Source organism: Pontibacter sp. HJ8, from assembly GCF_054824225.1.
This window is the reverse complement of the sequence record NZ_JSYF01000163.1, coordinates 1-13458: the sequence shown is the minus strand read 5'-3', so window position 1 is coordinate 13458 and position 13458 is coordinate 1. Positions and strand designations below refer to the sequence as shown.

Annotated in this window: 7 protein-coding genes; 1 reads left to right on the top strand and 6 read right to left on the bottom strand. The window is 55.0% G+C overall.

What is annotated here, in order from left to right; all coding sequences use genetic code 11:
* The 6 genes from OB13_RS08410 to OB13_RS08385 all read right to left on the bottom strand — a co-directional run.
* On the bottom strand, window positions 1-2060 hold a 2060-nt coding region (locus OB13_RS08410), incomplete at its 3' end, for a GDSL-type esterase/lipase family protein (RefSeq protein ID WP_461489715.1).
* A 65-nt stretch (window positions 2061-2125) separates the two neighbouring features.
* On the bottom strand, window positions 2126-3691 hold the full coding sequence (locus tag OB13_RS08405) for an exo-alpha-sialidase (RefSeq protein WP_461489714.1): 1566 nt from the start codon (window positions 3689-3691) through the stop codon (window positions 2126-2128).
* Window positions 3692-3732: 41 nt separating this feature from the next.
* Window positions 3733-6432, bottom strand: coding sequence for a sodium:solute symporter family protein (locus tag OB13_RS08400; RefSeq protein ID WP_461489713.1), 2700 nt, complete (start codon window positions 6430-6432; stop codon window positions 3733-3735).
* A gap of 9 nt (window positions 6433-6441) precedes the next feature.
* Complete coding sequence (locus OB13_RS08395; RefSeq protein ID WP_461489712.1) at window positions 6442-7383, bottom strand: dihydrodipicolinate synthase family protein; 942 nt, start codon at window positions 7381-7383, stop codon at window positions 6442-6444.
* Window positions 7384-7502: 119 nt separating this feature from the next.
* On the bottom strand, window positions 7503-9044 hold the full coding sequence (locus OB13_RS08390; RefSeq protein ID WP_461489711.1) for a RagB/SusD family nutrient uptake outer membrane protein: 1542 nt from the start codon (window positions 9042-9044) through the stop codon (window positions 7503-7505).
* 23 nt (window positions 9045-9067) lie between these two features.
* Window positions 9068-12385, bottom strand: coding sequence for a SusC/RagA family TonB-linked outer membrane protein (locus OB13_RS08385; protein WP_461489710.1), 3318 nt, complete (start codon window positions 12383-12385; stop codon window positions 9068-9070).
* A 169-nt stretch (window positions 12386-12554) separates the two neighbouring features.
* On the opposite strand from OB13_RS08385, the gene OB13_RS08380 reads away from it, so the two are divergent.
* Window positions 12555-13256, top strand: coding sequence for a FadR/GntR family transcriptional regulator (locus OB13_RS08380; RefSeq protein ID WP_461489709.1), 702 nt, complete (start codon window positions 12555-12557; stop codon window positions 13254-13256).
* Window positions 13257-13458: the final 202 nt, after the last annotated feature.

Below are 13458 nucleotides of genomic sequence, written 5' to 3'. Positions count from 1 at the left end.
AAAGTAGAGGCAGGGAAACCTGCTGCATTGATCAGGTTGGCGCGGGTATAAGGCTCCCAGGCGTAGCGTACATACTTTGGTTCCGGCACTTGCTCCGAAGATACCAATACTTTGTTGCGGCGGATAGCGGCCGTCGCTTTTCTGAAAACCATGTCCTTGCCCGCTACTTCAAAGCCACGCAACACCTGCTGATCGCTGGTCTGCAAACCTCTGTTAAAGTCAAACGTGCAGATCGCCTGGTTTCCCGAAAACTGAACTTCTTTGAATAAGGGGCCACTGTATACCTGCCGCTGCTGATACGTTTTGGCAAGGGCCCAGGCAGCCAGCCGTTCGCCCACCTGCCGCTTCTGCGTCGGGTGCACATCCTGCGGATCGCCCAGGTCAGTCGTTACGGCCATACCTGTATTTCCGATCTGCGTGAGCAAGGTGCGCTGGCTGTCCCGGAAGTGCGGCCAGCTCGGGCGGTTTATACTCGAAAGCTGGGTATAGTAGAACGGGAAATCATAGCCCCACTTTTCGCGCCAGCTGCGCACCAGTGTTTTAAACAATTCTTCGTGCAGTTCGATGTTGTGCGCATTGCTCTCTCCCTGGTACCAGATTACGCCTTTGATGGGAAACGAGGTGAGCGGCGCAATGCCCGCTTCGTAGTTGTAGGCCGGCTCGTAGGGATGGCGTTGCTTGGCCACTTTGGACTTTTGGACGTTCAGCCCTGCCCGCTCTCTGGCCCAGCCCATGACCAGGTCGGAGTTGCGCCAGTTGTGCAGGATATCGACCAGTTGCGGATGGTGCTCCAGGGTATAGCGGTCTATCCAGGACTCTGTCGTAGAGCCGCCAACAGCTACCTGTAGCAGCCCGATGGGCACGTTGAGCTGCTGCTGCAGTTGTTTGCCGAAGTAGTAGGCCACCGCAGAAAAGTCTTTTGCCGAAACGGAATCGCAGAGCTGCCAGGAACCTGTGAAATACTGCAATTGATTTACCTGCCGGAGCGTGACCGAGTCCCAGGCAGCATTATTGGTTTCTGCAACCGGTTTGAGGTGGAACAGGCGGATGGAGGAGGCCTGCTGTGCGGCCTGCATTTCATCTTTTGCCTGCTGCGCTGCCTTCAGCGGAAATTCCATGTTCGACTGCCCGGAGCACAGCCATACCTCTCCTACCAGGATGTCCTGCACTTGTATACTTTTGGCAGCTGTACTTACTTCCAGTTGATAAGGGCCTCCCGCCTTCATCGGAGGAAGCAGGGCTTTCCAGCGGCCCTGCGCATTTGCCTGGGTTTTTACGGATTGATTGCCCAACCGTACGGTCACCTCTTCGCCGGCATCGGCTATACCTTGCACCGGAACGGGCATTTTCTGCTGCAGCACCATGTGGTCTGCAAAAACAGGCGCCAGCCGGAGGCCGCCATACCTGCCGGTCAAGTGTCCGGCAATAGTAGTTGCTATGATACCGGCCCCTTCGGCTGTCGGATGCAGCTCGTCCGGAAACAGATCGGGGCGGGCATACAAGGGACTATGAAGATCGATCAATTCAACCTTTCTGTTTTCTGCAATTACAGGTATAAGCGCCTGGATCTGCCAGTACCAATCGCGGGTACCGGACTTAAAGCGGGGGTGCCCTGAAAAAATGGGCGTGAGACGGGAGATCAGGATACGGACCTTCGGATTCACGGCACGCAGCGTGTCGATCAGGTGATAATAATCCGCTGCAAACTCATCGCGGTAATTCGGCCAGTTGCGCGGATCGGTATCGTTGAGCCCCAGGTGGATGATGGCAACATCCGGTTTGTAGGCGATCGCATCCTTATACTGCTGCGTTTTGGTGTAGGGCCGGTGCCCTTTGCGTAGCAGCGTTGCGCCACTCAGCCCGAAATTGGCTACTTCGTAGGTGGAGCCGATCAGTTGCTGGAGTTGCGCCGGGTAGGACTTCTGCTCCCGGTCCGGTATAGTGTAGCCGTAGGTCACTGAATTTCCGATGCAGGCCACTTTCAGCTTGACCGGGTTTTGACGCGCCCAGGCAGGTATAGCAAGCAGGCAGGCAAAAAGGAATAGTATGAATCGGGTCATAGGTAAACTAAATAAAACACACCCGTCAGGCTAGAAGACCTGGCGGGTGTGGCACTTTCATCTGATTATCGGATAACCTCCTCTACAGGTATGCGGACGAAGTAAAGGTCTTTCACCCCTTCATACAGGATGCCGATGGTGTTGTCGTCGATTTTTGTCAGAGCAGAATAACCGTAGGTGCCGCGCTCATCCAGCAGCAGCTGGCTGGCAGGTTGCCAGGTCTCTCCCAGATCCAGGCTGGCTTTCAGGGTAATGTTGTAGCGGCCGGAAGGCGTGTCGGGATTGCTGAAGAAGAGGACTTCCTGCTGCCCGTTTTTGGTATTGACCTTCGCCTTGATCAGACTGCCCATGCAGACCGGATCAGGCAAGGCGCTGTAGGAGGTGTGGTGCTCTACCCAGCTGCTGCCCAGGTCGGTAGTGGTGGCTACAGAACGGAAGCGTCCGCGGTTGTCGCGCATGTTGAGCATGAGTGTACCGGGAGTAGTTTCCACGACCTGGCTTTCGGTGGTGTTGGACTTGGCGCCAATACCGCTCTTCCAGCTGGCGCCCTGGTCCTCGCTGTAAATGATGGCAGAATGCGGCATCCCTTTTTCGTCCCAGTACTGCGACGGGAATACCAGTTTGCCATTCTGCATGGCAATGCCGTTTCCGGGTCCGTTGAAATAAATGTTCCAGGCCGGGTTCTTGATCTGCTCGGTGATGCTGTAGGGTTCGGACCAGGTCTGCCCGTCATCGTCGCTGCTCACCAGCACAAACTGCCCGGTCTCGTCCGGCGACAACCCGGGCTTTGAACCGGCGATGGACCGGTTTCCTTTGCTCCACAAGGCGGCTACCCAGATCTTTTTTGTCACCGGGTCGAATAATACCGACGGATCCCCGATGCCGTTGTTTTCGTGCGGGGCACCCATGTCCATGATGATCTTCATAGGCTCCCAGGTTTTGCCGCCGTCTTTACTGCGGCTCATGCCGACATCGATGTTTGCCGGCAGGTCCCGGGAATTGTCGTAGCGGATGTCATACACGGCGATCAGCGTCCCTTGGTCGGTGGTGGCTATACCTGGAATGCGGTAGGTATCCACCCCCTCGTCCCCGGCTTTGCGCAGGGCAACCCCCATCCGCTTGGCGTATACGGATTTGTCTTCCGTCACTGGCCAGGCTTTGTTGGCTGCATCCACCAGTTGTGCGCAGTGCAGCTCTATCTTGTTATCCGGGTTGGCCGTCTCTTTGAGGGTGGCACTCAGCCAGATGTAGTGCTTGCCGGGCTTCATCCGGAGGTTGACAGGTATAGCAAACGCTTCTGTGGAAGGACGGATGGATGCGATCGGCTCTGCCGCTTTAAACAAAGGCTCCGAACCCGTGAAGTATACCTCCAGCTTCTCGACATCCTGCAGCGCCGTTTTGTTCAGGCTGCTTTGTATACCCTGGTACGTCACCCCGTCTGTTCCTGCCGGCACATAGACCGTGATGCGGAGCAGCGGATTCGTTGCCACGCCTTTGAGCACAGGTATAGCCGGGGCAGTACTGGAGATGCGGATCCCTTCGGATGCCGCCGGGTATACCTTGCTGGAGCAACTGACACTGCTCCACATTACCAGGAGCAGGCAGCACAATACATCAATCGTCTTCATCATAAAAAAACCTGTCACATCCGGTCGCGTCTCAAATCCTGTTCTCAGAATATCTCTTCGCTGACCTTGTGTTTATTCGTATTTATTTTGTTCGATTGATCTTCCCGGTATACCGTCAGATCATCGATATCTTTTTTGTCACTGCCAAACAACAGGCTGAACACATACCCGAACACGACGCAACTTACCAAGCCGGTGAAGGCATAGAGGAGCAGGTTGATGTTCGTGTACTGGCTGATATAAAACTGCACGAGGCCACTCAGCAGGAGACCAGTAATCGCTCCCCTGGCATTTGCCCGCTTGGTAAAGATGCCCAGCACGAACAGACCGCCCAGGCCGCCGGTAAACAGACCCAGTATCAAATTAAACTGGTCCCAGAGGGAGGAAATGCCCCATTGTGCCATCACCAGGGCCAGGGAAGTACCCAGTATACCGATCACCATGGTGAGCACCTTGGCAGCCGTCAGGTAGCTTCTCTCCGATTTATGAGGCGAGAACTTCCGGTAAAAGTCTGTAACCAGGGCAGTGGTTACGGAGTTCATGCTGCTGCTGAGCGTAGACATGGCGGCGGCAAACACTGCCGCAATCAGCAGGCCCGTTACCCCGGCAGGCAGCTCTGACACAATGTACCAGGGGAAGATCGCATCCTGGCTTTGCAGCTGGTAGTTTACTTGTTCGGGGTGCTCTTTAAAGAACAGGTAGAGCATGGTACCGATCGAGAAAAAGATCAGGGCGGAAGGCAGGGCCATCCAGGCACCCAGGCGCATGCTGCGTTTCGATGCAGCCTCGTCGCGTGTGGTCAGGTATTTCTGCACCACCGACTGATCGGCGCCATACGTGATCACGTTGATGGCCAGGCCGCCCAGCAGCACCACCCACAGCGTTGGTTCATTGAAGCTAAGCGTGGTGTTGAGAATTTCTAATTTGCCGTTTTCCTGGATCGTATGCCACATGGTGGCGACATCGCTTTCCAGCTGCAACGGGATCATCACGAGGCACACCAGCGCTCCGCCCAGCAGGATCACGACCTGCACCACATCCGTCCAGACCACGGCTTCAATCCCGCCTTTCATGGTATAAAAGATGGTGATCAGGCCCATGAGCAGAATGCACACGTTCACATTCACACCCGTTACCAGCGTCAGCGCCAGGCTAGGCAGCAGCAGCACGATGGCCAGGCGGCCCAGTTGCAGCATGATGTACAGCATAGACGCCATGGCTCGGGCCGCATAGTTAAAGCGCAGTTCCAGGTACTCGTAGGCCGACGTGATCCGCAGCCTCCGGTAGAAAGGTATGAAATAGGTGGTGATAATCGGAATCACCAGGATGATGGTGAGCTGCAGGATAAAATAACTCCAGTTGGTGGCGTAGGTCTTGGCCGGAATCGACATGAAGGTAATGGCGCTCAGCTGAGTGCCGTAAATGCTCAGGCCGGCTGCCCAACCCGGAATGCGCTGCCCGCCGCGGAAGTAATCGTCGGTGGTGTCTTGTTTTTTGGAAGACCACAGGCCAATGACTACCATCAGCACCAGGTAGACGAATACCACCAGGTAGTCGAGCCAGGCAAAATACTGCTTCGGTACCAGGCTCCCTTTCAGCACATCCGGGGTGCGTACGCCCGGCCTGATCTCACCGGAAGAAATCAGGATGTCGTTGTCCCACCTGGTTGCAAACGTGGTGACCGGCGCATAAGGCAGCGCGTCGGTTTTTGTCCAGGAATCGGTTACGGTATTGTAGAGGTATACATCTTTGCTGAACCCCTCGTGCACGGTCTGCAGTTTAAGCTTTTCGGCCTGCAACTGCTGCTTTTCCGTTTCATCCGTGGCTTTGGCGATGGCCGCATTCAGCTGCTCGATCTGTGTGAAGACCTGCCCGTTGTCACCGCCGAACACCAGGATATAGTTGGCGCCGGTCGGAACGCCGGTTGCGGCCGAAAGTGTGGTTTTCTTTCCTTCGCCATCCGAAATAGCATGCAGCTGCTTCCACTCATTTTTTTTCGGATCAAAGCGGAAGGTGTTTCCATGCAGCTGGCTGACACCGGACGGGGATTGCGTTCTGCCCCCGATCAGGTATAGCGCGGGGTACTCACCGTTTGACTGCACGACGGCCACCGCATGCGACAGGGCCGTTGGCATATCCGGCAGTTTTTTCCAGCCGCCGGCAGGAGAAGCCACGTCAAGACGATACAATCCGGCAGAGGCTCCGCCGGTCGTTTCGCCACCGGCAACATATACCTGGCTGCCTACTACGGCCGCGGCCGCATTGGTCAGGGGTAGCGGCAGGTCAGGCAGCTGTGCTACGGCTACTTCTTTTGTGGCAGGGCTCCACTGCAGCAGCTGTACCGTTTTTTGGATACCCTGCTCGTTTTCACCACCTATACTCAGAACGCCTTTGTCGGTAGTGACGCTGGCGCTGTAGCCCAGGGGCTCAGGAAGCCGGAACGATTCTGTATGCCAGGTATAGTTTCCTTTTTCATCTTTCAGCAAAACGAAGATATCCGGCCAGTACTTCTTTTTGCCGCCCTCCCAGGGCAAGCCTTCCGGAAAATTGGCGCCACCGGCCACGAGCAGGGCGTTGTTGTGCACGCCACCCGCTGCTCCGGCCAGCCCTGGTTGCAGTGCCTGACCCGGTGCAGCCGGTAAGCTGGCTGCAACAGACCATTGCATGCTGTTAGACTCGGGTTGTTGGGCTTGGCTTCCTGATACAGCCCAGAAAATCAGTAGTAAGGTAAGGATATGCTTCATCAGGCTGCATTATACAGGTTTTAATTCAGAGGACCGTGAACAAAATTCACTGAATCCCAGCGCAGCAACATCTGCGCTAAAAGACTGGAACTGTGCCTGGCTCATGTTGCGTACCGGCAAGCGGAATTCGCCGCAGTCCAGCCCCAGCAATTTCATATAGGCCTTCCCCGTAGCGATACCGCCATACTTACCCAGTAGCCGGATCATGTCGATCGACTGCTGTTGCAGCTTACGGGCAGCTTCCTGGTCTCCTTGATTATAAGCTTCGATTAGGGCCGTATACAGAGGGGCCGCATAGTTATAGGTACTTCCGACGCCGCCTTTTGCTCCCAGCACCAGTGCCGACAGCAGGTTTTCGTCTCTACCCCAAAGCATATCATACCTGCCGTTTTCGAACTGCAGGCAGGAGAGATAATCCATGAAATCTTCGTGCGTATACTTGATGCCGGCAAAGTTCGGGATCTGCCCGTTCACTTCCTGCAGCAGGTCGATCATCTGGAAGTTAACCCCCGTCAGCACAGGGATGTGATAGTAGTAGAAAGGCATACCCGGCACGGCATCTGCTACCGCTTGACAGCAGGCAGCCAGCATTTGCACACTGGCCGGCTTGAAATAAGAAGGGCCCGTAAACGATACGGCGTGCAGACCGATATGCTGGGCGTGCTGTGCCAGCTCGATGGCATCGGCCAGGCAGGTGCCCCCTACCAGGGTGATCACTTTGAAGGCTGTATCTCCTTTGGTGACGGCGGCCCAGGCTTCGGCTACCTTTTTCTTTTCCTCCAGCGTCAGCGATACCCCCTCTCCGGTAGATCCGCAGATAAAGGCGCCGGTGTTGCCGTTTGTTTTCAACAGGTTGTGATAGGCCGGAATCAACGCCAGGTTCAGGCTACCATCCGGATGCATGGGCGTAAACGGCGCTGCAATGAGGCCGTGTATGTGTTCAATCTTCATTCAGGTAAAATTAATCAAATGTATAATCGGATTGCGTAATTAGGTAGTTTACATAATTCTGCTGTTCCGAACAAGCTTGCCTCATCCGGAACAGCAGAAGGTTATACCTCAAGTTCAGCTTAATAACCCGGTGTCTGGGTCAGTTTCGGATCAGAGTTCAGCATGCCTACCGAAATTGGCAGCAGCAGCTTGTACTCTTGTCCCGGTGCCAGGTATACCGGGTCCACGTAGGCGAACACCCACTCGTTGCCGGCCCTGCGGAGCGACCACCAGCGCTTGCCTTCCCCGATGAACTCCCGCAGGTTCTCTTCCAGGATGGCGCGCATGTTTTCCTGCTGGCTTCCGTTGATATAAGGGATGAAGTTGTTCTTGTAAGCCCGCTGGCGGACCAGGTTTATTTCAACAGAAGGGTCGAGGCCTTGTTTGGTTTTGGCTTCGGCCAGCATCAGCACCACCTCTGCAAACCGGTACACCGGAAAGTCCACGTCATACAGCTGTGCGCCGGCATCGGGCCGCCCTACAAACTTGGTCAGCATCACAGCGGCTGGCGAGTATGTTGGCGGATTGTTGCGGTACATCACCTGGAAAGTCGTCGCCATGCGGGTGTCCTTCGCATCGCTCAGTTTCTGGATCATATTTCCTGAAAAGCCAACCCGGCTGGCACCCGCTACAAACGGATACGCCGACGCCACCGTTCTCGGGTTGGTAAGCGGATCCAGCAGCAACGTGCCGGCCTGGGTGGTGTTCACACGGAAATTGGTATACACACCCGCGGTTGCCTCGCTTTTTTCGTAGCTGATGGCAAAAATAACCTCCTTGTTGTTGGCCTCCCGTGCCGGGTTAAAGATGTCGGCATAGTTTTCGATCAAGCCCAAGCCGCCTATAGTGGCAACTTCTTCAAGTGCCTGTTGCGCGGTCGCAAAATCAGCGTTGCCGCCGCCCTGGTGCGTGCCCGACCACAGGAACACATCCCCTTTCAGGGTCAGGGTAGCTGCGCGGTTCCAGTAGATGTGCTTGGTGGTGGACGTGAACCCGGCCGAGAACGTGTTGTCGCCATTAAAGAGCGCCATCGACTGCTCCAGGTCAGCTTTTACCTGCGCCATCACGGCTTCCGGCGTTGCTCGCTCCCGGTACAGGTCAGCCAGGCCTTTCACTTCCGTAACAGGCTCCGTGGTCAGCGGAACGCCACCCCAGGTCTTGAGCATGGTATAGTAGACGTACGCGCGCAGGCCGTGCATTTCGGCCAGTACCCGGTTGCGCTGCCCCTCCGGTACTTGGGTTTGCGGGAACACCTTGATGATGGTATTGATCTTGTCGAGCAGTCCGTAGAATCCGGCCCAGTTACTGGCAGGCACGATGTTGGCGCTGATGTTGTGCGTGTAGTAATTCCGCAGCCCCTCATCTTCCGATTCGGTGAAAAGGCCGTCGGCCCACGTTTCTGAGCGCATCTCACCGAGCAGGAACAAGTTGTTATGGTATGCGCGGAACGAGCCGTACACGCCGTAGTACAAGGTCATAGCGGCGTTGGGGTCTTTGAGGATCAGATCCCGGTTAAGCTCTGTTTGTGGTTTCACCTCATCGAGCTGTTCGCTGCAACTTGTAGCACCCAGCACCAGCGAAAACCCGAGCACATATTTTAAAGTGGATAAATAACGATTCATATCTGTTGATAAGTTAAGCCTGATTAAAGTGTCACGTTCAAACCGGTGGTGATGGTGCGCGGCAGCGGGAACCTGCCCACATCGTTGCCGCCCAACTCTGGGAAGGTGCCGCTGTAGCCGGTGAAATATACCAGGTTAGTACCCGTCACGTGCAGGCGCAGTCCCTGTATCTTGTCTTTCAATAGGCCCTGCAGGAACGCCTGTGGCACCTCGTAGCTCAGCGTGATTTCCCTTAAGGCCAGGTAATCGCCTTTCTCGTAGAAGTTGGCAAACGAGGTAGAGCCGCCACCTGCATCCTGGAAGTAGTTACGACCATAGTTAGCCCAGTAGTAGCGCGGCAAGGTACCGTTCGGATTCTCCGGGTGCCAGGTGTCTTTCACATCGACCGGACCGTTCTGCGAGCCCTGCACCTGCGACAAACCGCGAAGCTTGGCGTGGTTGAGGATCATGTGGCCCATGGCAAAGTCGAATTGAGAGTACAGGCTGAAGCCTTTCCAGCTGACGCTGGTGCCGAAACCGCCCTGAATGGTAGGAGTAGTTCGGCCTACAGATACGCGGTCACGGAAGTCGATCGTGTCGTTCTGGTCCAGGTCGCGCCAGCGGGCATCACCCAGCAACTTCACTTTCTTATCGCGGTAAGGCAGGTAAGCGTTGTAGAGGTTGGCATCTGCTTCCAGGTCCGCATCGGTCAGGTACAGGCCGTCGTAGATCGGAGCCCAGATCTCGTCCAGGCCAACGCGCTTGCCTTCCTGCAGGCCACCTACGTGCACCACTTTGCCGGAAGCCGGGTCGTATACCTGGAATGTGCTCTGGCGGTTGTTTTCCAGTCCGTTGTCCGGCAGCTTTTTGGCGTAGTTTTTCACGTGGAAGAAGTTGGCGCTTACATCCCAGCTAAAGCCTTCAGGCTCCACCGGACGAATCACGTTCACTCTCATCTCCAGTTCCACGCCGCGGTTCTGCAACTGCCCCAGGTTGGTGGTAAAGCTGCTGTAACCGGTCCAGCCCGGAATACCCAGCGACGTGATTTTGTCGTAGATATCGCGGATAAAGTAATCGCCGATAAAGGTCACGCGGTTGTCGAGCAGCCCCATGTCCAGACCGAAGTTCAGCGACGAAGCGCGCTCCCATTGCAGGGCCGTGTTGAGCAGGAAGTTGGGCGCGAATCCGGCGTTGCCACCGTAAATACCGGTGCTGCCGTAGGTAGCGGCCGTGGCAAAATCAGTCAACGGCTCGATGCTGCCGTTCTGGCCCCAGCTCACACGTGGCTTCAGTACATTGATGTAATCGCTCAGGAACGAGTTGCTGAAGAAAGCTTCGTTGTGCAGGTTCCAGCCAGCTGAAATACCCGGGAACAGGCCGTAGCGGTTGTCAGCCAGGCGCGAAGAACCGTCGTAACGCATGTTCACGTTCAGCAGGAAGCGCGAGTCGTAGTCGTAGGTAAAGCGGCCGATACCGGACACCAGGCGGTTCCAGGAGTAAAAACCGGAATACGGGATACCCACCGCTTCGGTCGATGCCGACAGGTAAGGAATAAAGTCAGTAGAAGCACCCCGGCCTGCCGCTCTGTACTCAGAAAAACGGCTATCGAAAAACTCACCACCGCCCAGTACGCTCACCGTGTGTTTGCCAAAGGTGTTGTCGTACTGCAGGAACGCGTTGTAGGAATGCTGGTTAGCCTGCGGCAGCGCAAACGCAGCATTTCGGGTCGCAACCATCGCACCACCGGTGCCGTTCTGGTACGCTTTGGTAAAGCTTTCGCGGCTGGTGTAACGCATAAAGCCCGATGCCGAAGCCAGCGCCTTGAGCGTAGGCAGTATCTTGTATTCCAGGTTCAGGCTACCCGAGAACCGTTGCTCCTGATTCTTATTGATGAATTTATCCTGCAGGTACAGTGGGTTGCCAAGCGTGCCGCCGTCAACGCCCGGCAGTATGGCTCCGGTCTCATCATGCGTGAAGCGGGCTGTTGGCGCAATACCACCAAAACGCTGGATCAAGCCGCCGGCTAATCCGCCGTCGGCGTCGGCAGTGAGGTACGAGGGTGTATTTTTATCGTTGTAAGCCGAGAGGTTCAGACCGACCTTCAGGTCTTCGTTTACGTTCAGGCTACCGTTAAAATTCAGGTTGTAGCGCTTGAGCGACGAACCTACCACCATGCCTACATCCTTTACAGTACCCAAACCCAGCGAGAAGGTACCTTTGTCGCTGCCGCCGGAAAAGTTAAGGTAATGCTCCTGTAAGGTACTTTCCTGCAGAATCATGTCTTCCAGTTCTCTTTGCGATACCGAACGGTACAGGATGCTGTCCATCTGGCTCGGGTTGAACGGATTACGGTCTACCAGCAGGTTCCACTGCGGGTTGCCCAGCAACTGCCGGTTCGTGTTGCTCACTAGCTGTGTCGAATATTTGCCGTCCGGCGTAGCCCAGGCAGAGCTCAGCCCCCAGCCCCAGGAGCCCGTGAGCTGGTTGCGGGTGTTGTTGGCTTCGGCGGTGTTGTTGTCCTTTACCGCTGCTTCGTAGCGGCTTCCCAGGCCTCTTCTGTTCCAGAGAATATAGTCTTCGGCGCTCATGTACTCCAACGAGTTACGTCGAATTTGATTCTGGGCGTGCTTAACACTATAGGTCACCTGCGAGCGTCCCGGCTTCCCTTTTTTGGTCGTGATCAGGATCACGCCGTTGGCTGCCCGTGCGCCGTAAATGGCCGTAGAAGCAGCATCTTTCAGCACGTTGATGCTTTCAATGTCTTCTGAATTGATGCCGTAAAGCGAAGGAAAGATCACGCCGTCTACGATCACCAGCGGAGAGCCAGTGCCGCTGAAGCTGGTACCGCCCCGGAAGGTGATGTTGGGTGTAGCACCCGGTTGCCCCGTGGTTTGCTGCACCCGCAGCCCTGTTACCGTACCCTGAAGTGCCGTGGCCACGTTGGTACGCGGCGCCGATTTCAGCACCTTGTCGTCTACCGTAGACACCGCCCCGGTCAGCGTTTGGCGGCTTTGGGTACCGTACCCTACCACTACTACTTCGCCGAGCTTGGCCGTTGCCGGTTGCAGCGCGATTTCGATTGCGGCAGTTGCATTGGCTACCGGTACTTCGCGAGATTCAAAACCGAGGTAGCGCACCACCAGCACGTCGCCCGCAGCCGCTTTTACGCTGAACTTGCCTTCTGCGTCCGTCTGGGCGCCCCGATCCGTTCCTTTAACATTTAGACTGACCCCGATCAGCGGCTGTTTATCCTCTAAAGAGATAACGCGTCCGCTGACTGTCTCCGTCTGGGCATAAAGTTCATGCCCTACGCATAAACTTAGCCATAGAAAAACTACCTTGAGTAAAAATTTACGTTTCATAAAGTGAGAATAGATATTGTGTTAAGTATGACATATTAAAAGTATAGAACACTTTTTTAATTTCCTAACACATTCTTAATCTTTAATACTAAATAAATTAACGCTTATTTTCTAAATTTGCCTAGAGGCAGCTCCTTGTTGCTTTTTAAATAGGTCATACATAACGATAATGGATAATCTTTTTGATAAGATCAAGACAATTGACACCAGCTCCCTGGTAGATAAGGTGGAGACGCGGCTGATTGAACTCCTGATTCAGCAGAATTTCAAGGTAGGAGATGCCATACCCAAGGAGATCGAACTGGCCAGCAACCTGGGCGTCAGCCGCACGGTGGTCAGGGAGGCCCTTCTGCGGCTGCGCATGATAGGCCTGATCGAATCCAAACGGCACCGGGGCGCTGTGATCACCAACCCGGATCTGCTTGCCTTGCTGGAGAAGCGGATGATTCCGCAGGTACTCGACAACGCCACATTGCGAGAGGTGTTTGAGCTGCGGCTGGTGCTGGAGATCGGGATGGCCGACTTTATCATGGAGCGGGTAACGAAGGAGGATGTGGAGGAACTGAAAGAGATTGTGGCCAACGAGCCGGACTTGTCGGATTCCATGCATTTCCAGATCCAGCACGAAATCACGTTTCATGGGAAACTGTATGAGATCACGGGCAACACCACGCTGAAGAAATTTCAGAAGATGCTGCTCCCGGTTTTTGACTACGCCCACAGCAGCGGGATACTTTCAAAAGATATCGCTGTCAAAAAGTTTGTCTCGCACAAAGGCCTGGTGGATATCATTGAGCATGGGTCAGCGGAAATGCTTCGCAATGGGATGCGGAATCACCTGGATAATCACTTTGCCAGGATCTTCATTTAGGTCATGATTTGCTTCTCTGGCAGAAAAATTCTGCTCTCGTAACTGGAGCTTTATTCCTGTATACAGCAAGTTTAGCGTGAGCGTAACTTTTGGTGGATTATGAGGCCAGTTTGTAACTGGCGGAACTGATGGTTTAGGCATAGCAACCTGACATTGTTTCATCGATTCGCCTGCCGGCGGGGCCTCACTTTTCTCCTTGATG